Annotated in this window: 17 protein-coding genes; 15 read left to right on the forward strand and 2 right to left on the reverse strand. The window is 70.8% G+C overall.

Annotated features, from left to right (window positions below; all coding sequences use genetic code 11):
• The 14 genes from ABD224_RS05020 to recQ all read left to right on the forward strand — a co-directional run bounded on the left by ABD224_RS05020 (position 1) and on the right by recQ (position 17,934).
• Entirely contained in the window at positions 1 to 555 is a 555-nt protein-coding gene (locus ABD224_RS05020) for a NuoB/complex I 20 kDa subunit family protein (RefSeq protein WP_344047210.1), read from the forward strand.
• Positions 552 to 1,313, forward strand: a complete 762-nt coding sequence (locus ABD224_RS05025; RefSeq protein ID WP_344047212.1) for an NADH-quinone oxidoreductase subunit C — start codon at positions 552 to 554, stop codon at positions 1,311 to 1,313. The genes ABD224_RS05020 and ABD224_RS05025 overlap by 4 nt, the downstream gene beginning before the upstream one ends.
• Entirely contained in the window at positions 1,310 to 2,632 is a 1,323-nt protein-coding gene (locus tag ABD224_RS05030) for an NADH-quinone oxidoreductase subunit D (RefSeq protein WP_344047214.1), read from the forward strand. The genes ABD224_RS05025 and ABD224_RS05030 overlap by 4 nt, the downstream gene beginning before the upstream one ends.
• Positions 2,629 to 3,504: an NADH-quinone oxidoreductase subunit NuoE gene (gene nuoE / locus ABD224_RS05035; protein WP_344047216.1), complete on the forward strand. Its 876-nt coding sequence runs from the start codon at positions 2,629 to 2,631 to the stop codon at positions 3,502 to 3,504. The genes ABD224_RS05030 and nuoE overlap by 4 nt, the downstream gene beginning before the upstream one ends.
• Complete coding sequence (gene nuoF / locus ABD224_RS05040; RefSeq protein ID WP_344047218.1) at positions 3,501 to 4,883, forward strand: NADH-quinone oxidoreductase subunit NuoF; 1,383 nt, start codon at positions 3,501 to 3,503, stop codon at positions 4,881 to 4,883. The genes nuoE and nuoF overlap by 4 nt, the downstream gene beginning before the upstream one ends.
• On the forward strand, positions 4,880 to 7,384 hold the full coding sequence (locus ABD224_RS05045; protein ID WP_344047220.1) for an NADH-quinone oxidoreductase subunit G: 2,505 nt from the start codon (positions 4,880 to 4,882) through the stop codon (positions 7,382 to 7,384). The genes nuoF and ABD224_RS05045 overlap by 4 nt, the downstream gene beginning before the upstream one ends.
• Positions 7,381 to 8,745, forward strand: a complete 1,365-nt coding sequence (gene nuoH, locus ABD224_RS05050) for an NADH-quinone oxidoreductase subunit NuoH (protein ID WP_344047222.1) — start codon at positions 7,381 to 7,383, stop codon at positions 8,743 to 8,745. The genes ABD224_RS05045 and nuoH overlap by 4 nt, the downstream gene beginning before the upstream one ends.
• Complete coding sequence (gene nuoI / locus ABD224_RS05055) at positions 8,738 to 9,379, forward strand: NADH-quinone oxidoreductase subunit NuoI (protein WP_344047225.1); 642 nt, start codon at positions 8,738 to 8,740, stop codon at positions 9,377 to 9,379. Before nuoH ends, nuoI begins: the two co-directional genes overlap by 8 nt.
• A complete protein-coding gene (locus ABD224_RS05060; RefSeq protein WP_344047227.1) occupies positions 9,376 to 10,218 on the forward strand; it encodes an NADH-quinone oxidoreductase subunit J in 843 nt (280 codons plus the stop codon). The genes nuoI and ABD224_RS05060 overlap by 4 nt, the downstream gene beginning before the upstream one ends.
• Positions 10,215 to 10,514, forward strand: coding sequence for an NADH-quinone oxidoreductase subunit NuoK (gene nuoK, locus ABD224_RS05065; RefSeq protein ID WP_067395405.1), 300 nt, complete (start codon positions 10,215 to 10,217; stop codon positions 10,512 to 10,514). The genes ABD224_RS05060 and nuoK overlap by 4 nt, the downstream gene beginning before the upstream one ends.
• Before the next feature lie 15 nt (positions 10,515 to 10,529).
• Positions 10,530 to 12,434: an NADH-quinone oxidoreductase subunit L gene (gene nuoL, locus ABD224_RS05070; protein WP_344047229.1), complete on the forward strand. Its 1,905-nt coding sequence runs from the start codon at positions 10,530 to 10,532 to the stop codon at positions 12,432 to 12,434.
• 5 nt (positions 12,435 to 12,439) lie between these two features.
• Positions 12,440 to 14,011, forward strand: a complete 1,572-nt coding sequence (locus tag ABD224_RS05075) for an NADH-quinone oxidoreductase subunit M (protein WP_344047231.1) — start codon at positions 12,440 to 12,442, stop codon at positions 14,009 to 14,011.
• On the forward strand, positions 14,008 to 15,657 hold the full coding sequence (gene nuoN, locus ABD224_RS05080) for an NADH-quinone oxidoreductase subunit NuoN (protein WP_344047233.1): 1,650 nt from the start codon (positions 14,008 to 14,010) through the stop codon (positions 15,655 to 15,657). Before ABD224_RS05075 ends, nuoN begins: the two co-directional genes overlap by 4 nt.
• Positions 15,658 to 15,939: 282 nt before the next feature.
• Positions 15,940 to 17,934, forward strand: a complete 1,995-nt coding sequence (recQ, locus tag ABD224_RS05085; protein WP_344047235.1) for a DNA helicase RecQ — start codon at positions 15,940 to 15,942, stop codon at positions 17,932 to 17,934.
• A 9-nt stretch (positions 17,935 to 17,943) separates the two neighbouring features.
• Here the strand turns inward: recQ and ABD224_RS05090 are convergent, their stop codons facing one another.
• Both ABD224_RS05090 and fahA read right to left on the reverse strand, forming a co-directional pair.
• Entirely contained in the window at positions 17,944 to 18,879 is a 936-nt protein-coding gene (locus tag ABD224_RS05090) for a M56 family metallopeptidase (protein WP_344047455.1), read from the reverse strand.
• A 227-nt stretch (positions 18,880 to 19,106) separates the two neighbouring features.
• Positions 19,107 to 20,318: a fumarylacetoacetase gene (fahA, locus tag ABD224_RS05095; RefSeq protein WP_344047237.1), complete on the reverse strand. Its 1,212-nt coding sequence runs from the start codon at positions 20,316 to 20,318 to the stop codon at positions 19,107 to 19,109.
• A gap of 233 nt (positions 20,319 to 20,551) precedes the next feature.
• Here fahA and ABD224_RS05100 point away from each other — a divergent pair, with 233 nt between their 5' ends.
• A complete protein-coding gene (locus ABD224_RS05100; RefSeq protein ID WP_344047239.1) occupies positions 20,552 to 21,898 on the forward strand; it encodes a carboxylate--amine ligase in 1,347 nt (448 codons plus the stop codon).
• Positions 21,899 to 21,978: the final 80 nt, after the last annotated feature.

Here is a 21,978-nt window from a genome sequence, read left to right on the forward strand (position 1 = left end):
ATGGGACTCGAAGAAAAGCTGCCGAGCGGTTTCCTGCTGACCACCGTCGAGCAGATCGCGGGCTGGGTGCGCAAGGCGTCCGTCTTCCCCGCCACCTTCGGCCTCGCCTGCTGCGCGATCGAGATGATGACCACCGGCGCCGGTCGTTACGACCTGGCGCGCTTCGGCATGGAGGTCTTCCGCGGGTCCCCCCGGCAGGCGGACCTGATGATCGTGGCCGGCCGGGTCAGCCAGAAGATGGCGCCGGTCCTCAGGCAGGTCTACGACCAGATGCCCAACCCCAAGTGGGTGATCTCCATGGGCGTCTGCGCCTCCTCGGGCGGCATGTTCAACAACTACGCGATCGTCCAGGGCGTCGACCACATCGTCCCCGTCGACATTTATCTGCCCGGCTGCCCGCCCCGGCCCGAAATGCTGATGGACGCGATTCTCAAGCTCCACGAGAAGATCCGGTCCTCCAAGCTCGGCGTGAACGCCGAGGAGGCGGCCCGCGAGGCGGAGGAGGCGGCGCTCAAGGCTCTGCCCACGATCGAGATGAAGGGGCTGCTGCGATGAGTGACGCCCACGGCAAGGGCGGGAACGGGCCCGCGAACGGGGTCAACCCGGAAAAGGAGCTCTCCCGCGAGAACCTCCCCGGTCAGCGGGGGCAGGGCGGAGAGGAGATCCGCGTCCAGCGCGGCATGTTCGGCGCCAACAACGGCGGCGACACCTCCGGCTACGGCGGTCTGGTCCGCTCCATCCGGATGCCGGGACCGGCGAGCCGGCCCTACGGCGGCTGGTTCGACGAGGTCGCCGACGAGCTCGAGGGCGCGCTGGAGGAGCAGGGCCTCCTTCCGGAGAACGCGATCGAGAAGACGGTCGTCGACCGCGGCGAGCTCACCTTCCACATCGAGCGCGAGCACCTGGTCCGCGTCGCCCGCACCCTGCGCGACGACCCGGCCCTGCGCTTCGAGCTGTGCACCGGCGTCAGCGGCGTCCACTACCCGAACGACAAGGGCCGCGAGCTGCACGCCGTCTACCACCTGCGCTCGATCACCCACAACCGGCTGATCCGCCTCGAGGTCAGCGTCCCCGACAGCGACCCGCACATCCCGTCGCTGGTCTCCGTCTACCCGACCAACGACTGGCACGAGCGCGAGACCTACGACTTCTTCGGCATCGTCTTCGACGGCCACCCGGCCCTGACGCGGATCATCATGCCGGACGACTGGCAGGGCCACCCGCAGCGCAAGGACTACCCCCTCGGCGGCATCCCCGTCGAGTACAAGGGCGCCCAGATCCCGGCTCCGGACCAGCGGAGGTCCTACTCATGAGCACGCAGCACGCGACTCCGCGCGAGACCACCGAGGGAACCGTCTACACCGTCACCGGCGGCGACTGGGACGAGGTCGTCGAGTCCGCGGCCCGTGCCGACGACGAGCGCATCGTCGTCAACATGGGCCCCCAGCACCCCTCCACCCACGGAGTGCTGCGGCTGATCCTGGAGATCGACGGCGAGACGGTCACCGAGGCCCGCTGCGGCATCGGCTATCTGCACACCGGCATCGAGAAGAACCTCGAGTACCGGACGTGGACCCAGGGCACCACGTTCGTGACGCGCATGGACTACCTGACGCCGTTCTTCAACGAGACGGCGTACTGCCTCGCGGTCGAGAAGCTGCTCGGCATCGAGGACCAGATCCCGGACCGGGCCTCGGTCATCCGGGTGCTCCTGATGGAGCTGAACCGGCTCTCCTCCCACCTGGTGTGCATCGCCACCGGCGGCATGGAGCTCGGCGCCACCACGATCATGATCTACGGATTCCGTGATCGTGAAATGATTCTCGACCTCTACGAGCTCATCACGGGCCTGCGGATGAACCACGCGTACATCCGGCCCGGCGGACTCGCCCAGGACCTGCCGCCCGGCGCGGTGGACCAGATCCGCGAGTTCGTCAAGAAGATGAGGAAGAACCTCCCCGAGTACGACAAGCTCGCCACCGGGAACCCCGTCTTCAAGGCCCGGATGCAGGACATCGGCTACCTCGACCTGGCCGGCTGCATGGCCCTCGGCATCACCGGCCCGATCCTGCGCTCCACCGGCCTGCCGCACGACCTGCGCAAGACACAGCCCTACTGCGGCTACGAGACCTACGACTTCGACGTCCCGACCGCCGACACCTGCGACGCCTACGGACGCTTCCTGATCCGGCTGGAGGAGATGCGCCAGTCGCTCAGGATCATCGAGCAGTGCCTGGACCGGCTGGAGCCGGGCCCGGTCATGGTCGCCGACAAGAAGATCGCCTGGCCCGCCCAGCTCGCCCTGGGACCGGACGGCCTCGGCAACTCCCTCGACCACATCAAGAAGATCATGGGCACCTCCATGGAGGCCCTGATCCACCACTTCAAGCTGGTGACCGAGGGCTTCCGCGTCCCGCCGGGACAGGCGTACGCGGCGGTCGAGTCACCCAAGGGCGAACTCGGGGTGCACGTCGTCTCCGACGGCGGCACCCGCCCCTACCGGGTCCACTTCCGCGATCCGTCCTTCACCAACCTGCAGGCAATGGCGGCGATGTGCGAGGGCGGCCAGGTCGCCGACGTCATCGTCGCCGTCGCGTCCATCGACCCCGTGATGGGAGGCGTCGACCGGTGACCACCAGTTCTTCGGAGCGGGGCGTCGACCTGGGCATGCCCGAACCGCCCGCCCCCACCTACCCGGACGACGTCCGCACCCGGCTCGAGCGGGATGCGCGCGAGATCATCGCCCGCTACCCCGACTCCCGGTCGGCCCTGCTGCCGCTGCTGCACCTGGTGCAGTCGGAGGAGGGATACGTCTCGCGCACCGGGATGCGGTTCTGCGCGGACATGCTCGGCCTGACCACGGCCGAGGTCACCGCGGTCGCCACCTTCTACACCATGTACCGGCGCAAGCCCTCCGGCGACTACCACGTGGGCGTCTGCACCAACACCCTGTGCGCCGTCATGGGCGGTGACGCCATCTTCGAGACGCTCCAGGAGCACCTCGGCGTCGGCAACGGCGAGACCACCGACGACGGCAAGGTCACCCTGGAGCACATCGAGTGCAACGCGGCCTGCGACTACGCGCCGGTCGTGATGATCAACTGGGAGTTCTTCGACAACCAGACCCCGGAGAGCGTCAAGCGCCTGGTCGACGACCTGCGCGCGGGACGGACGGTGACCCCCACCCGCGGTGCGCCGCTGTGCACCTTCAAGGAGACCGCCCGGATCCTGGCGGGCTTCCCCGACGAGCGCCCCGGGGCGACGGAGGCCGGCGGCAGCGCCGGACCCGCCTCGCTGGCGGGCCTCCGCCTGGCCAAGGGAGAGGCCCCGCCCGCACGCGTGGTCCACCCGCGCGGCGGCGAACCGGGCCCCGAGCCGCAGGACGCCGCCGTGCACCAGCCGTCACCGGCCGAGCACCTCAGCTCGCACGACGCTCCGCGGAAGACGTCCGCGTCCGATCCGGCCCACCCGGCAGAACCCGTCGGAGAGGAGGGGGAGGGATGACCTTGGCACCCGAGAACGGGGGCACCACCCGACCGAGCGGATTCGAGGGCGGGGGCGAGACCAGCGCCGAGAAGCTGCTCGCACCCGTGCTGTCGGCCTTCTGGGACGAGGACAGGTCCTGGACGCTGGACGTGTACCGGAGGCACGAGGGGTACGAGGGGCTCCGCAAGGCGCTCACCATGTCGCCGGACGAGGTGATCGCGTACGTCAAGGACTCCGGTCTGCGCGGACGCGGCGGCGCGGGCTTCCCGACGGGAATGAAGTGGCAGTTCATTCCCCAGGGAGACGGAAAACCCCACTACCTGGTGGTCAACGCCGACGAGTCGGAGCCGGGGACCTGCAAGGACATCCCGCTCCTGTTCGCGAACCCGCACAGCCTCATCGAGGGCATCGTGATCGCGTGCTACGCCATCAGGTCGTCGCACGCCTTCATCTATCTGCGGGGCGAAGTCGTCCCCGTCCTGCGGCGGTTGCACTCGGCCGTGCGCGAGGCCTACGCGGCCGGCTACCTCGGCAGGAACATCCTGGGCAGCGGCCTCAACGTCGAACTCACCGTGCACGCGGGCGCGGGCGCGTACATCTGCGGTGAGGAGACCGCGCTGCTGGACTCCCTCGAAGGCCGCCGCGGTCAGCCACGGCTCCGTCCCCCCTTCCCTGCCGTCGCGGGCCTCTACGCGTGCCCGACCGTGGTGAACAACGTCGAATCCATCGCGTCGGTTCCCTCGATCCTGAAGAACGGCAAGGAATGGTTCCGGTCGATGGGCAGCGAGAAGTCCCCGGGCTTCACGCTCTACTCGCTCAGCGGCCATGTGGCCAACCCCGGCCAGTACGAGGCCCCGCTCGGCATCACCCTGCGTCAGCTGCTCGACATCAGCGGCGGCATGCGCCCCGGGCACCGGCTGAAGTTCTGGACACCGGGCGGCTCCTCGACCCCGATGTTCACCGAGGAGCACCTCGACGTCCCGCTCGACTACGAGGGAGTCAGCGCCGCGGGATCCATGCTCGGCACCAAGGCCCTGCAGTGCTTCGACGAGACGACCTGCGTGGTGCGGGCCGTGACCCGGTGGACCGAGTTCTACGCCCACGAGTCCTGCGGCAAGTGCACCCCGTGCCGCGAAGGGACCTACTGGATGGTGCAGTTGCTGCGGGACATCGAGGCCGGCAAGGGCGTCATGTCCGACCTCGACAAGCTGTACGACATCGCCGACAACGTCAACGGCAAGTCGTTCTGCGCCCTCGGTGACGGCTCCGCCTCCCCGATCTTCTCCTCCCTGAAGTACTTCCGCGAGGAGTACGAGCAGCACATCACGGGCCGGGGCTGCCCCTTCGACCCGGCCAAGTCCACGGCCTGGGCCGACCGCACGGAGGTGACCTCATGACCGTGACCACCAACGCTCCCACGGGCGGGGGCGAGGCGGCGGTCCCGCCGGAGGACCTCGTCACGCTGACGATCGACGGCATCCAGATCAGCGTGCCCAAGGGCACCCTGGTCATCCGGGCCGCCGAACAGCTCGGCATCGAGATCCCCCGGTTCTGCGACCACCCCCTGCTCGACCCGGCCGGCGCCTGCCGCCAGTGCATCGTCGAGGTCGAGGGCCAGCGCAAGCCGATGGCGTCCTGCACGATCACCTGCACGGACGGGATGGTCGTCAGGACGCACCTCACCTCGCCGGTCGCCGAGAAGGCCCAGAAGGGTGTGATGGAGCTGCTGCTCATCAACCACCCGCTGGACTGCCCGGTCTGCGACAAGGGCGGCGAGTGCCCGCTGCAGAACCAGGCCATGTCGCACGGCAACGCCGAGTCCCGCTTCAACGGCAGGAAGCGGACGTACGCCAAGCCCGTCCCGATCTCCAGCCAGGTGCTGCTCGACCGCGAGCGGTGCGTGCTGTGCGCCCGCTGCACCCGGTTCTCCCGCCAGATCGCCGGCGACCCGATGATCGATCTGGTCGAGCGGGGCGCGCTGCAGCAGGTCGGCACCGGCGAGGGCGACCCCTTCGAGTCGTACTTCTCCGGCAACACCATCCAGATCTGCCCGGTCGGCGCGCTCACCTCGGCGGCGTACCGGTTCCGTGCCCGCCCCTTCGACCTCGTCTCCTCGCCGTCGGTGTGCGAGCACTGCGCGGGCGGCTGCGCCCTTCGCACCGACCACCGGCGCGGCAAGGTCCTGCGGCGGCTCGCCGCCGAGGACCCCGAGGTCAATGAGGAGTGGATCTGCGACAAGGGGCGCTTCGCGTTCCGGTACGCGCAGCTGAAGGACCGGCTCACCACGCCCCTGGTGCGCAACCCCGAGGGCGAGCTGGTCCCGGCGTCCTGGCCGGACGCGCTGGAGATCGCCGCCCAGGGACTGCTCGCCTCGCGCGGGCGGACCGGTGTGCTCATCGGCGGCCGGCTCACCGTCGAGGACGCCTACGCCTACAGCAAGTTCGCGCGCGTGGCCCTGGGCACCAACGACATCGACTTCCGTGCCCGCGTGCACAGCGGCGAGGAGGCGGACTTCCTGGCCGCCCGGGTCGCCGGACGCGGCCGGGACCTGGACGGCACCGGTGTCACCTACACCTCCCTGGAGAAGGCGCCCACCGTCCTGCTCGTCGGATTCGAGTCCGAGGAGGAGGCCCCCGGCGTCTTCCTCAGGCTCCGCAAGGCCTGGCGCAAGCACGGGCAGAAGGTGTTCGCCCTGGCCACGCACGCCACACGGGGCCTGCGGAAGGCGGGCGGCACCCTGCTGCCGGCCGCGCCCGGCACCGAGACCGAGTGGCTGGACGCGCTCGCGAGCGGTGTCGGACTGGAGGCCGAGGGCGCCGAGGCCGCCCAGGCACTGCGCGCCGAGGGCTCGGTCATCGTCGTGGGCGAGCGGCTCGCGGCGGTCGCCGGCGGTCTGACCGCCGCCGTACGGGCCGCGACCGCCACCGGCGCGCAGCTGGTGTGGATCCCGCGCCGGGCGGGCGAGCGCGGCGCCGTCGAGGTCGGTGCGCTGCCGTCGCTGCTGCCGGGCGGGCGCCCGGCGACCGACCCGCGCGCCCGGGAGGAGGTCGCCGCGCTCTGGGGCGTGGCCGAACTCCCGCACCGCTACGGCCGTGACACCGGCCAGATCGTCGAGGCCGCGGCCGGCGGCGAGCTGCAGGCGCTGCTCGTGGCCGGGGTGGAGGTCGCCGACCTGCCCGATCCGGCCCGCGCGCGCCAGGCGCTGTCCGAGGTGGGATTCGTGGTGTCGCTGGAACTGCGGCCCAGCGAGGTCACCGAACACGCGGACGTGGTCCTTCCCGTCGCCGCCGTCGCCGAGAAGGCCGGCACCTTCCTCACCTGGGAGGGCAGGGTCCGCCTCTTCGAGGCCGCGCTCAAGCCCGACCAGATGACCCGCGCACTGCCGCCCACCGACGCGCGCGTCCTGCAGATGCTGGCCGACGCCATGGACGTCCACCTGGGGCTGCCGGACCTGCGGACCGTGCGCGCCGAACTGGACCGGCTGGGCGCCTGGACCGGCCCGCGCGCCGACGACCCGAGCGAGAGCAAGGGGGCGCTGCCCCGGCCCGCCGCCGGGGAGGCCGTGCTCGCCGGACACCGTCTGCTGCTCGACCGGGGCGTGATGCAGGAGGGCGACGAGGCGCTCGCCGGCACCCGGCACGCCGCACGCGCACGCGTGTCCCCCGCCACGGCCGCCGAGGCGGGCGTCGCGGACGGCGAGCTGCTCACCGTGACCGGCCCCGCCGGAGCGGTCTCCCTTCCGCTGGAGATCACCGAGATGCCCGACCGGGTGGTGTGGCTCCCGCTGAACTCCGTCGGCGGGGGTGTCGCCTCCGACACCGGGGCGCTGCCCGGCGCCCTCGTCCGTATCGGCCCGGCGACGTCCTCGGCCGGAGCCCCCAAGGAGGTGGAGGCATGAGCCCGTACCTCGCCGCTGAGAACCTCTCGATGTTCGGCACCGACCCGTGGTGGCTGGTCCTCCTCAAGGCGGTGTTCTGCTTCGCCTTCCTGCTGGTGACCGTGCTGTTCTCCATCGTCTGGGAGCGCAAGGTCGTCGCCTGGATGCAGCTGCGCATCGGCCCCAACCGCCACGGCCCCTGGGGTCTGCTCCAGTCGCTGGCCGACGGCGTGAAGCTGATGCTCAAGGAGGACGTCGTCGTCAAGCGCGCGGACAAGGTGGTCTACGTCCTCGCGCCGATCGTCGCGGCCGTCCCGGCCTTCATGGCGATCGCGGTGATCCCCTTCGGGCCGGCCGACAACCAGGTCTCGATCTTCGGGCACCGCACCGCGATGCAGCTGACCGACCTGCCGATCGCGGTGCTCTACCTCCTCGCGGTCGCCTCCGTCGGCATCTACGGCATCGTGCTGGCGGGCTGGAGCTCCGGGTCCACCTACCCGCTCCTCGGCGGCCTGCGGTCCTGCGCCCAGATGATCTCCTACGAGATCGCCATGGGCGTCGCGTTCGCCTCCGTGTTCCTGTACTCGGGGTCGATGTCGACCTCGGCGATCGTCGAGCAGCAGCACGACCGCTGGTACATCCTGCTGCTGCCGTTCTCCTTCGTCCTCTACATCGTCACGATGGTCGGCGAGACCAACCGCGCCCCGTTCGACATGCCGGAGTCCGAGGGCGACCTGGTCGGCGGCTTCAACACCGAGTACTCGTCCATCAAGTTCGCGATGTTCATGCTCGCCGAGTACGTGAACATGGTGACGGTCTCGGCGGTGGCGACCACGCTGTTCCTGGGCGGCTGGCGGGCCCCCTGGCCGATCAGCGCCTTCTGGGCGGGCGCCAACCAGGGCTGGTGGCCGCTGCTCTGGTTCGTGATCAAGGTCCAGCTGCTGCTGTTCTTCTTCATCTGGCTGCGCGGCACGCTCCCGCGGGTCCGCTACGACCAGCTGATGAAGCTCGGCTGGAAGGTGCTCATCCCGCTCTCCGTGACCTGGCTGATGCTCGTCGCGACCGTGCGGGCGCTGCGCAACGAGAACCACGACTTCGCCGACATCGCCCTGTACGTCGGCGGCGCCGTGCTGACCGTCCTGATCCTCTCCTTCGTCGTCGACCTGTTCCGCGAGCGGGCGAAGGCCGCCGAGAAGCCCGCCGCCAAGCCCGCCGTCTTCGATCCGATGGCCGGTGGGTTCCCCGTGCCGCCGCTGCCGGGGCAGGAGCTGCCCCCGGTGCCGCGGCGCCGGCCGCGCCGGGAACGCGAGTTGGTCGTCAGCGGCGGTCCCGACACCGACCGTGACGGATCTCTGGAGGGAAAGGAGGCGTCCGATGGCTGAGGAGCCCAAGGAGAGCAAGCCCGGTTTCCTGAATCCGGTGGCCGGCTTCGGCGTGACCTTCAAGGCCATGTTCAAGAAGCGGCTGACGGAGCAGTACCCGGAGCAGAAGAAGCCCACCGCTCCGCGCTTCCACGGACGGCACCAGCTCAACCGCCATCCGGACGGCCTGGAGAAGTGCGTCGGCTGCGAGCTGTGCGCCTGGGCCTGCCCCGCCGACGCCATCTATGTGGAGGGCGCCGACAACACCGACGAGGAACGCTACTCGCCGGGCGAGCGGTACGGCCGCGTCTACCAGATCAACTACGCCCGCTGCATCCTGTGCGGGCTGTGCATCGAGGCGTGCCCCACACGCGCGCTGACGATGACCAACGAGTACGAACTGGCCGACTCCAGCCGCGCCGACCTCATCTACACCAAGGAGCAGCTGCTCGCCGGTCTCGAGGAGGGCATGGTCGACACCCCGCACGCCATGTACCCGGGGACCGACGAACAGGACTACTACCGGGGTCTGGTGACGGAGGCCGCACCCGGCACGGTGCGCCAGGTCGCCGTCTCCAAGGGAGAGGTCCCGCAGGACGCCTCCTCCCCCTCCGGTGAGGACGAACCCGCAGCGGAGAAGGTGATCGGCCGATGACCGCACAGCTCGCCGCCTATTCCACCTCCACCGGAGAGGCCGTCCAGTTCTGGATCCTCGGCACTCTCGCGGTGCTCGGCGCCCTGTGCACCGTCTTTCTGAAGAAGGCCGTGCACAGCGCGCTGTGCCTGGCCGGCACCATGATCGTCCTGGCGGTGTTCTACCTCGCCAACGGCGCCTACTTCCTGGGCATCGTGCAGATCGTCGTCTACACCGGCGCGATCATGATGCTGTTCCTGTTCGTGGTGATGCTCGTCGGTGTGACCGCGGCGGACTCCCTGAAGGAGACCATCAAGGGCCAGCGCTGGCTGGCCCTGCTGTGCGGGCTCGGCTTCGGCATCCTGCTCTTCGCGGGCATCGGCCACGCCTCCCTCAAGGACTTCAACGGCATCGGCCAGGCGAACGCGAACGGCAATGTGGAGGGCCTGGCCTCCCTTGTCTTCACCCGGTACGTGTTCGCCTTCGAACTCACCGGTGTCCTGCTCATCACGGCCGCCGTCGGCGCCATGGTGCTCACCCACCGCCAGCGCATCGGGCGGGCCCGGACCCAGCGCGAGCTGGCCGAGCAGCGGGTGCGCGAGGGCACGTACCTGCCGCCGCTGCCGGCCCCCGGCGTCTACGCCCGCCACAACGCCGTGGACATCGCCGGCCTGCTGCCCGACGGCACTCCGTCCGAGCTCACCGTCAACAAGACGCTGCGCGAGCGCGGCCAGATCCGGGACGTCTCCGCGGAGGCGCTCAATGATCTGAGGGCCCTGGAGCAGCGTGCCGAGGAGCGTCTCGAGCGCACCGCGATCGAGGTGGCGACCTTCAAGCGGCCCGAGGAGGCGTCGAAGTGAATCCCGTCAACTACCTCTACCTCGCCGCCCTGCTGTTCACGATCGGTGCCACCGGTGTGCTGATCCGGCGCAACGCCATCGTGCTCTTCATGTGCATCGAGCTGATGCTGAACGCCTGCAATCTCGCGCTCGTCGCCTTCTCCCGGATGCACGGCAACCTCGACGGCCAGATCGTCGCGTTCTTCACGATGGTCGTCGCCGCAGCGGAAGTCGTGGTCGGGCTCGCGATCATCGTGTCGCTGTTCCGTTCCCGCCACTCGGCCTCGGTCGACGACGCCAGCCTGATGAAGCTGTAAGGGGTCGGAAGAATCGTGGAGAACATGATTGCGCTGCTGATCGCGGCGCCTCTGCTCGGAGCGGCCCTCCTTCTGGCCGGCGGCCGGCGTCTCGACGCCGTCGGCCACTGGATCGGCACGCTGCTCGCGTCCGCCTCCTTCGTGATCGGCCTGGTCCTCTTCGCCGATCTGCTCGGCCGGGAGGCCGAGCAGCGGACCGTGGTCCAGCACCTGTTCAGCTGGATCCCGGTGGCCGGCTTCCAGGCGGACGTCGCGTTCCGTCTCGACCAGCTGTCGATGACGTTCGTGCTGCTGATCACCGGCGTCGGCTCGCTGATCCATGTGTACTCGATCGGGTACATGGAGCACGACGAGCGCCGCCGCCGGTTCTTCGGCTATCTGAACCTGTTCCTCGCGGCGATGCTGCTGCTCGTCCTCGCCGACAACTACCTGCTGCTGTACTTCGGCTGGGAGGGCGTCGGCCTCGCCTCCTACCTGCTGATCGGCTTCTGGCAGCACAAGCCCGGCGCGGCCACGGCCGCGAAGAAGGCCTTCCTGGTCAACCGGGTCGGCGACATGGGCCTGTCGATCGCGATCATGCTGATGTTCCTGACCTTCGGGTCCTTCGCCTTCGAGCCGGTCCTGAGCCAGGTGGGCGACACCTCCGAGGGCAGGCTCACCGCGATCGGCCTGATGCTGCTGCTGGCCGCCTGCGGCAAGTCCGCCCAGGTGCCGCTGCAGTCCTGGCTCGGGGACGCGATGGAGGGCCCGACCCCGGTCTCCGCCCTCATCCACGCCGCCACGATGGTGACCGCGGGTGTCTACCTGGTCGTCCGTTCCGGCGCGATCTTCAACGCGGCGCCCGACGCACAGCTCGCCGTCACGGTGGTCGGCGCGGTCACGCTGCTGTTCGGTGCGGTCGTCGGATGCGCGAAGGACGACATCAAGAAGGCGCTGGCCGCCTCGACCATGTCGCAGATCGGCTACATGATGCTGGCCGCGGGTCTCGGCCCCCTCGGCTATGTCTTCGCGATCATGCACCTGGTGACGCACGGCTTCTTCAAGGCCGGGCTGTTCCTCGGTGCCGGTTCGGTCATGCACGGCATGAACGACGAGGTCGACATGCGCAAGTTCGGCGGCCTGCGCAGGTACATGCCGGTCACCTTCGTCACCTTCGGCCTCGGCTACCTCGCCATCATCGGCTTCCCGGGCCTGTCCGGCTTCTTCTCCAAGGACAAGATCATCGAGGCGGCCTTCGCCAAGGGCGGCACCGAGGGCTGGATCCTCGGCGGCGTGGCCCTGCTGGGCGCGGCCATCACCGCGTTCTACATGACGCGCGTGATGCTGATGACGTTCTTCGGCGAGGAGCGCTGGCGCGACCGGGCGGAGGCCTCCGGCCATGCCGCCGCGACGCCGCACGAGTCGCCCAGGGTCATGACGATCCCCATGATCCTGCTGGCCGTGGGGTCGGTCTTCGGCGGTGCGTTCTTCAGCATCGGCGACCGCTTCCTGCACTGGCTGGAGCCGGTCACCGGGCACAGCGAGGGCCACCCGCCGGTCGGTGCGTGGGCGGTCACCGCGGCGACCGTGGTGTGCCTGCTGATCGGCGTGGCCATCGCCTGGGCCCAGTACGGCCGCAAGCCGGTCCCGGCCGTCGCCCCGCGCGGGTCGCTGCTCACCCGGGCCGCCCGGCGCGACCTGCTCCAGGACGACTTCAACCATGTGGTCCTGGTCCGCGGCGGTGAGCACCTCACCCGGTCCCTGGTGTACGTCGACCACACCCTGGTCGACGGCGTCGTCAACGGCGCGGCGGCCTCGGTCGGCGGTCTGTCCGGACGGATGCGCCGGCTGCAGAACGGCTTCGCCCGCTCCTACGCGGTCTCGATGTTCGGCGGTGCGGCCCTTCTGGTGGCCGCGACCCTGCTGATGAGGGCGGTCTGATACCGATGTCCTTTCCTCTGCTGACAGCGACGGCGGTGCTCCCGGCCGTCGGGGCCGTCGCCACGGCCGCCGTGCCGGCCGCCCGGCGCACCGCCGCCAAGTGGCTTGCGCTGGCCTTCTCGCTCGGCACGCTCGCGCTGGCGGCCACCATCCTGGTCCGCTTCGACCCGGGCGGCGCCCGTTACCAGCTCACCGAGTCCCACTCCTGGATCGCGGCCTTCGGGGTCCGGTACGACCTGGGCGTGGACGGCATCGCGGTGGCGCTGATCGGGCTGACCGCCCTGCTCGTCCCGTTCGTGATGCTGGCGGGCTGGCACGACGCCGACCCGCTGGAGACCGGAAGCCGCCGCTGGCGGCCGACCCAGGGCTTCTTCGCCCTGATCCTGGTCCTCGAGGCGATGGTGATCCTCTCCTTCGAGGCCACCGACGTCTTCCTCTTCTACATCTTCTTCGAGGCCATGCTGATCCCGCTGTACTTCCTGATCGGCGGCTTCGGGGACCGTGCCCATGAGCACGGGGAGAAGACGGCCTCGACGCAGCGGTCGTACGCGGCGGTGAAGTTCCTGCTCTACAACCTGGCCGGCGGTCTGATCATGCTGGCCGCGGTGATCGGCCTGTACGTGGTCGCCGGGAGCTTCTCGCTCACCGAGATCGCCCAGGCCCGTGCCGACGGCTCGCTGCGGATGGGGACCGGCGTCGAACGCTGGCTGTTCCTCGGCTTCTTCTTCGCCTTCGCGGTGAAGGCGCCGCTGTGGCCGCTGCACACCTGGCTGCCCAACGCCATGCAGGAGTCCACCGCGCCGGTCGCCGTCCTCATCACGGCGGTGGTCGACAAGGTGGGCACCTTCGCGATGCTCCGCTTCTGCCTCCAGCTCTTCCCGGAGGCCAGCACGTGGGCCACGCCGGTCGTCCTGGTCCTGGCCCTGATCAGCATCATCTACGGCGCGCTGCTGGCGGTCGGCCAGCGGGACATCAAGCGCCTGATCGCCTACGCGTCGATCTCGCACTTCGGCTTCATCATCATGGGCATCTTCGCGATGACCAGCCAGGGCCAGTCCGGGGCGACGCTCTACATGGTCAACCACGGTCTGTCGACGGCCCTGCTGATGCTGATCGCCGGCTTCCTGATCTCCCGCCGCGGCTCCCGGCTCATCGCCGACTACGGCGGGGTGCAGAAGGTCGCCCCGGTGCTCGCCGGCACGTTCCTGATCGGTGGCCTCGCCACCCTGTCGCTGCCGGGGCTCGCGCCCTTCGTCAGTGAATTCCTGGTCCTGGTCGGCACGTTCACGCGCCACCCGGTGATCGGCATCATCGCCACCTCCGGCATCGTGCTCGCCGCGCTGTACACCCTCGTCCTCTACCAGAGGACGATGACCGGCCCGGTCAGGAAGGAGGTCTCGGCGATGCCGGACCTGCGGGTGCGGGAGCTGGTGGTCGTGGCCCCGCTGATCGTGCTGCTGATCTTCCTGGGCGTCTATCCCAAGCCCGTCACGGACATCGTCAACCCGGCGGTCCAGCAGACCATGTCCGACGTACACCAGACCGACCCCAAGCCCGAGGTGGAGGCGGCCAAGTGAGCACAGCAGCCGTCCACAGCCTGTGGACAACCGCGGCCGGCCCGATCCCCAAGATCGATGCGCCGAAGATCGAATACGGGCAGTTGTCGCCCGTCCTGATCGTCGTGGGCGCGGCGATCGTCGGGATGCTCATCGAGGCGTTCGTCCCCCGCAGGTTGCGCCACTACGCGCAGGTGTTCGTGTCCGTCGTCGGGCTCTGCGCCGCGTTCGCCGCGGTCGTCGCGCTGGCGGCGGAGGGGTACGGCACCACCAAGGCGCGGATCGCGGCCATGGGCGCCGTCGCCGTCGACGGACCCGCCCTGTTCCTGCAGGGCACCATCCTGCTGGCGGCCCTGGTCGGCCTGTTCACCTTCGCCGAGCGGCGACTGGACCCGGCCGCGCACGGCAACCGGGTCGACTCCTTCGCCGCGCAGGCCTCCTCCGTGCCGGGCAGCGACAGCGAGAAGGCCGCGGTCAAGGCCGGTCTCACCACCACCGAGGTCTTCCCGCTGCTCCTCTTCGCGGTCTCCGGCCTGCTGGTCTTCCCCGCGGCCAACGACCTGCTGACCCTGTTCGTGGCCCTGGAGGTCCTCTCCCTCCCGCTGTACCTGCTGTGCGCCCTGGCCCGCCGCAAGCGGCTGATGTCGCAGGAGGCCGCGGTCAAGTACTTCCTGCTGGGCGCGTTCGCCTCCGCGTTCACCCTGTTCGGCGTCGCCCTGCTGTACGGGTACGCGGGCTCGGTGTCGTACGCGACCATCGCGCAGGTCGTCGACGGGAACGTGGCCGACATCACCCCGGCGCTGGCCAACACCATGGGCAACGACGCACTGCTGCTCATCGGCGCCGCGATGGTCGTGACGGGGCTGCTGTTCAAGGTGGGCGCCGTGCCGTTCCACATGTGGACGCCGGACGTCTACCAGGGCGCGCCGACCCCGGTCACCGGGTTCATGGCGGCGGCGACCAAGGTGGCGGCCTTCGGCGCGCTGCTGCGGCTGCTGTACGTCGTCCTGCCGGGGATGCGCTGGGACTGGCGGCCGGTGATGTGGGCGGTCGCGATCGTCACCATGCTGGTCGGTGCGATCGTCGCGATCACGCAGACCGACATCAAGCGGCTGCTGGCCTACTCGTCGATCGCCCACGCCGGCTTCATCCTCGCGGGTGTCATCGCGACCTCGAGGGACGGCGTCTCCTCCGTCCTGTTCTACCTGGCCGCGTACTCCTTCGTGACGATCGGCGCCTTCGCCGTGGTCACCCTGGTCCGCGACGCCGGCGGCGAGGCCACGCACCTGTCCAGGTGGGCGGGGCTCGGCCGCCGTTCGCCGCTGGTGGCGGCTGTCTTCGCGGTGTTCCTGCTGGCCTTCGCGGGCATTCCGCTGACCTCCGGCTTCACGGGGAAGTTCGCCGTCTTCAAGGCGGCGGCGGAGGGCGGCGCGGTCCCGCTGGTCGTGATCGGTGTGATCGCGTCCGCGGTCGCCGCGTTCTTCTACATCCGCGTGATCGTCCTGATGTTCTTCAGCGAGCCGCGGCCGGAGGGACCGACGGTGGCGGTGCCGTCGCCGCTGACGATGGTGGCGATCGCCGTGGGCGTGGTGGTCACGGTGGCGCTCGGCGTGGCGCCGCAGTACTTCCTGGACCTGGCGAACCAGGCGGGAGTCTTCGTGCGCTGAGGACGGCTCCCGGTCCCTGCCGCAACGTTGCTGCCCGGCATCCCTTCGCGGGAGTGCCGGGCAGCGGCGTGCGGGGGATGTGCGGGGTGCTGCTCCCGGCCCTTCCCGGTTTTTTTCTCGCCGCCTTCTGCCGGCTCTTCCGACCGCTCTTCCGGCTGAGGGCCCGGAGGCGGGAGTGGCCGGAGGGCGACAGGAGTCTGTGGACAACTCCGGGGACCGTCGGTGCCGCCCCCTAAGGTGGGAGCAGCGGTCGAAGGACGGCGTACTGCGGGGGACGGGACGATGGGCGGGACGGGCGGTGTCACCGAGATGCCAGTGAGCCAGCCAGTGGGCCGGAGCGAGGCGCTGGCCACGCTGCACCGGGTCTTCGGATACGAGGCCTTCCGGGGCGAGCAGGAAGCGATCGTCGAGCATGTGGTGGCGGGCGGCGACGCCGTCGTCCTCATGCCCACCGGCGGCGGCAAGTCGCTGTGCTACCAGATCCCGGCCCTGATCCGCCCCGGTACGGGCGTCGTCGTGTCGCCGCTGATCGCCCTCATGCAGGACCAGGTGGACGCGCTGCGGGCACTGGGCGTGCGCGCCGGGTTCATCAACTCCACCCAGGACTTCGACGAGCGGCGGATGGTGGAGGCGGAGTTCCTGGCCGGTGAGCTCGACCTGCTCTACCTGGCGCCGGAGCGGCTGCGCCTGGAGACCACGCTCGACCTGCTCTCCCGCGGCAAGATCTCCGTCTTCGCCATCGACGAGGCGCACTGCGTGTCCCAGTGGGGCCACGACTTCCGCCCCGACTACCTGGCGCTGTCGCTGCTGGGCGAGCACTGGCCGGACGTGCCGCGGATCGCGCTCACGGCGACGGCCACCCCCGCCACGCACCAGGAGATCACCCGGCGGCTGGACATGCCGCGGGCCCGGCACTTCGTGGCGAGCTTCGACCGGCCCAACATCCAGTACCGGATCGTGCCCAAGACCGACCCCAGAAAGCAGCTGCTGGCCTTCATCCGGCAGGAGCACCCGGGGGACGCGGGCATCGTGTACTGCCTGTCGCGCGCCTCGGTGGAGAAGACCGCGGAGTTCCTCACCCGCCACGGCATCGAGGCGCTGCCCTATCACGCCGGCCTGGACGCGGGCACCCGCGCCGCGCACCAGTCCCGCTTCCTGCGCGAGGACGGCCTGGTCGTGGTCGCCACCATCGCCTTCGGCATGGGCATCGACAAGCCGGACGTACGGTTCGTCGCCCATCTCGACCTGCCCAAGTCGGTCGAGGGCTACTACCAGGAGACCGGCCGCGCGGGGCGCGACGGGCTGCCGTCGACCGCCTGGATGGCCTACGGCCTGAACGATGTCGTGCAGCAGCGCAAGCTCATCCAGTCCGGCGAGGGCGACGAGGGCTTCCGCCGCCGGGCCCAGGCCCATCTGGACGCGATGCTCGCCCTGTGCGAGACGGCGGAGTGCCGCCGCGGCCGGCTCCTCGCCTACTTCGGCCAGGAGCCGGACCCGGCCGGCTGCGGCAACTGCGACACCTGCCTGACCCCGCCCGGGACCTGGGACGGCACGGTCGCGGCCCAGAAGGTGCTCTCCACGGTGGTGCGGCTGAGGCGGGAGCGGGGCCAGAAGTTCGGCGCGGGGCAGATCATCGACATCCTGCTCGGCCGGCGCACCGCCAAGGTGATCCAGTTCGACCACGACCAGCTGTCCGTCTTCGGTGTCGGCATGGAGCTCACCGAGGGCGAATGGCGGGGTGTGGTCCGGCAGTTGCTGGCACTGGGCCTGCTCGCGGTCGAGGGCGAGTACGGCACGCTGGTGCTGACCGACGCCAGCGCCCCGGTGCTGCGCGGCGAGCGCACGGTGCCGCTGCGCAAGGATCCGGGGAAACCGGCCGCGGCCCGGACGCCGGCCGCCCGGACCGACCGCAGGCCCAAGGCGGCGGCCGAACTGCCCGAGGAACTGCTCCCCGCCTTCGAGGCCCTGCGCGCCTGGCGCGCTGAACAGGCCCGGGAGCAGGGCGTCCCGGCCTATGTCGTCTTCCACGACGCCACCCTGCGGGAGATCGTCACCCTCTGGCCGACGTCCGTGGCGCAGCTCGGCACGGTCGGCGGCATCGGCGAGAAGAAGCTGGCGACGTACGGGGAAGGGGTGCTCGCGGTGCTCGCGTCGCTGGGCGGGCCGCCCGGCGCCGAGGCCCCCGCGGCCGGTCCGGACGGACCGGAACCGGCGGAGGAGCCGGCCGAGCCGGACCCCGACGGCCGGCCGCGGGACCGGTCGCAGGACCAGCCGTAGGGACGGGCCTCACATGGCCGTCAGCCCCGGGGCGAAGGTGATCAGCAGCGGAAGCAGGGGCACCAGGGCCGCTCCCGCCGCGGTCAGTGCCCTGCGCCCGCGGTCCAGCCGGGGCGGCGGCCGGAGAAGGCGGTCCACCCGCTCGCCCAGCAGACGGTGGCTGTTGGCGCAGGAGAGGACACCGCGGTGCTGGTTGAGCTCGATCAGGGCCAGCGCCGTGGTGACATGGCCGTGGCGGCGGGAGGCGGTGTCGTCGGCGGCCAGCTCGACCAGCCGGTGGGTCTGGTCGCAGAAGTGCGCGAACAGCGGGACGCGCGGGAAGCCGGTGGCCAGCGCGGTCGACAGATGCAGCAGCCAGTCGTGGCGGGCGCGGGCGTGGCCGCGCTCATGGGCGAGGACGGCGTCGAGCTGACGGCCGGTGAGCCGGTGCAGCGCGCCGGTGGTGACGACGAGCTGGGGCGGGTGGCCGGGCATCCACCAGGCGTCGGGGTAGTCGTCCTCCAGCACGAGCAGCGGTCCACGGGCCGCCGGAAGGCCCGCGGGCAGATCGGGGACGCGCTCGCGCAGATGCGCGCGGACCAGCCTGCGGCGGCGGCGCGCCTCGACGAGTTCGCGGGCGAGCATCGCGGTGGTCCAGGCGGCGCCGCAGGCCAGCAGCAGGGTGAGACCGGCCGTCCAGGCCGGCGCCGCCGCAAGGTCGTACGCGGCGGTCACGGCCGGCGGCGCGGGGGCGAACACCCGGTCGTGCACGGTGCGGAAGACGGCCGCGGTGCTCAGCACCAGGGCGGCGAGGCAGCACAGCAGAACCGTGGCGACCAGGCACTGCCACACCCACAGCGCGACGACGGGCTCCCGCTCGGGCCACACCGCCCGGGTCAGCGCACGGGGGACCGGTACGGCGGCCGTCAGCGCGACGGCACCGAGCAGGAGCAGACAGACGGTCAGGGCCACGGACTCCGGATCCTCGACGGGGAGAGGCAGGTGTCGGGGTCGTGCGGCGGCGGGACGGGGCCGGCCGGCACGCCGGGCGCGCACGACCGGCCGTCAGTATGACGGCCGCGAGCACCGGGGGCCAGGAGCCGGCGGCGACCAATTTCCCGGAATTCTCTTCCGCCGTCCTTCTCCGCCGCATCCGTCACCCGTCCGTCACCGGCCCTTCTCGTCACGTCTCGTCACGCCGGCACGATCCGCCCCGTCACCTCCCCGAGCCCCACCCGGGTGCCGCCCGCTCCCGGGGCCCAGGCCGACAGCGTCACCACGTCCCCGTCCTCCAGGAACGTCCTCTTGCCGTCCGGGAGTTCCAGCGGGTCACGGCCGTTCCAGGTCAGCTCCAGCAGGGAGCCCCGTTCGCGCTCGGCGGGCCCGCTCACCGTGCCCGAGCCGTACAGGTCGCCCGTGCGCAGCGAGGCGCCGTTGACCGTCATGTGGGCGAGCTGCTGCGCGGCCGTCCAGTACATGGTGGAGAACGGCGGCTCGGACACCACATGCCCGTTGATCGCGACGGAGATCCGCAGGTCGTAGCCGCCGGGCTCCTCCGCGGAGTCGTCCAGGTAGGGCAGCAGCGGGTGCGTGCGCTCAGGCGGAGCCACCCGTGCGTGCTCCAGCGCGTCCAGCGGGGTGATCCACGCCGACACCGAGGTGGCGAAGGACTTGCCGAGGAACGGGCCGAGGGGGACGTACTCCCAGGCCTGGATGTCGCGTGCCGACCAGTCGTTGAGCAGGCACAGCCCGAAGACGTGCTCGCGGAAGTCGCTCAGCGCCACCGGCTGCCCCATCCGTGACGGCACGCCCACCACGAAGCCGACCTCCGCCTCGATGTCCAGCCGGACCGACGGCCCGAACACCGGCGCGGGGTCCGTGGGGGCCTTCCGCTGTCCCGAGGGGCGTACGACGTCCGTGCCCGAGACCACCACCGTGCCCGCGCGGCCGTGGTAACCGATCGGCAGGTGCTTCCAGTTGGGGGTCAGCGAGTCCGCGGCGTCCGGGCGGAAGATCTGCCCGACATTGCGGGCGTGGTTCTCCGAGGCGTAGAAGTCGACGTAGTCCGCGACCTCGAACGGCAGGTGCAGGGTCACCGAGGACAGCGGGTGCAGGAACGGTGCGACCACCTCCTGGTGGGACGGCACCGTCACCCATGCCGTCAGCGCACGCCGTACGTCCGACCAGGTGGTGCGGCCGGCGGCGAGCAGCGGGTTCAGGGTCGGCTGTGCGAGCAGGGCGGCGTACGGCGAGCCGAGCGCCCGCGCCGCCGCCCCCGCGTCGAGCACGTGGTCGCCGAGCCGGACGCCCACGGTCCTCTCCGATGCCCCGGCGCGGGAGAAGACACCGTAGGGAAGGTTGTGCGGGCCGAAGGGGTCGCCCTCGGGAACCTCGAAGGGGGGCATGGGTACTGCCTTCCTTTCCCGTTGTCCACGTGAGCCACGTGCTTTTCAGGTGATCGTCCACACGTTACGGGGATGCCGCCGCTTTGGGCAGTGTCTAAAGAGTTTGCAATGTCTGAATTGACCTTGTGGGAGGTACTGATTCCGGCTTAGCGTCCTTTGGGGAGACGGACGCGACGGGTCCGCTCCGCAGGGGGGACGACATGGGGGGACCTGTGGCCAGGAGAGCTGTCGGTGTGCCCTTCCGGGCCGACCGTGACGTGCCGGCTCTGATCGTGAAGTTCGGGAACTATCCGCTGCACCACGGCGGGGTGGGGGCGATCCGCAGCCTGGGCCGTCTGGGCATCCCCATGTACGCGATCACCGAGGACGCGTACACGCCCGCGGCCTCCTCCCGCTATCTCACCCGCGCCTTCGTCTGGCCGACCCGGGGCACGGAGGAGGCGGGCCACCTGGTGGAGGGCCTGCTGCGGATCGGCCGCCGCATCGGCCGGCCCACCGTCCTGGTGCCCACGGACGAGGAGGCCGCCGTCCTGATCGCCGAGCACCAGGACGCGCTGGGGGAGCACTTCCTCTTCCCGCGCGTCGCCCCCGGCCTGCCGCGCCGCCTGGCCAGCAAACAGGGCCTGCACGAGCTGTGCGTGGAGCACGGCATCCCCAGCCCCGCGGCCGTCTTCCCGCAGTCGTACGACGACATCGTGGCGTTCGCCGCCCGGGCCCGCTTCCCGGTGGTGGCCAAGAACCGTGAGGCGTTCCTGCGGCGCAGCAACCCCGCGGTGAACGGCACCACGAGGATCGCCACCCCCGAGGGGCTGCTGGCCCTGGCCCGCGACTGGGGCGAGCGGCCGGGGGTGATCCTCCAGGAGTATCTGCCGCGGGAGGAGGCCGAGGACTGGATCGTGCACGCCTGCTTCGACCAGGACGCGAACCCGCTCGCGATGTTCACCGGGGTCAAGGTCCGCTCCTGGCCGCCGCACGCGGGGATGACGGCGCACGCGTATGTCGTCGACAACCCGGAACTCGCCGATCTCGCCGCGCGTTTCGTCAAACGGATCGGCTACACCGGCATCGTCGACCTGGACCTGCGCTTCGACCGGCGCGACGGGCAGTACAAGCTCCTCGACTTCAACCCGCGCATGGGCGCCCAGTTCCGGCTGTTCGAGAACGTGTCGGGGGTGGACGTCGTGCGTGCCCTGCACCTCCACCTGACCGGGCGTCCCGTGCCGAAGGGGGAACAGCGCGCGGGCCACCGGTTCGTCGTGGAGAACGTCGACCTGCCCGCCCTGCTCGCCTACCGCCGCGGCGGCCGCACCACGCCGCACGCGCCGGCGAGGGCGAGCGGAACGGAGCTGGCCTGGTTCGCGGGCGACGACCCGCTGCCGTTCCTCACCATGCTCGCGCGGAGTGTGCGGCCCGGCGCGAAGCACCTCTACCAGCTGTGGCGGACCCACCGCCGCGGCAGCACGGGCGCGACCGGGCGGGCCGGCCGTCCTGCCGCGCCCGGCCGGACGTCCCACGGCGGCACCCGGTCGGCCGCTTTCCCGCCCGGGGTGCCGAAGCGCCCGGCCGGCAAGGGGAGTTGAGGAGAGGCGGGCGGAACGGCCGTGCCCGTGACCGTCCGTCCGGCTCCCGCGGGGGCGCCGGCGCGGCGGATCCGTATTCT

The organism is Streptomyces thermoalcalitolerans (genome assembly GCF_039525155.1).
Taxonomy (GTDB): Bacteria; Actinomycetota; Actinomycetes; order Streptomycetales; family Streptomycetaceae; genus Streptomyces; species Streptomyces thermovulgaris.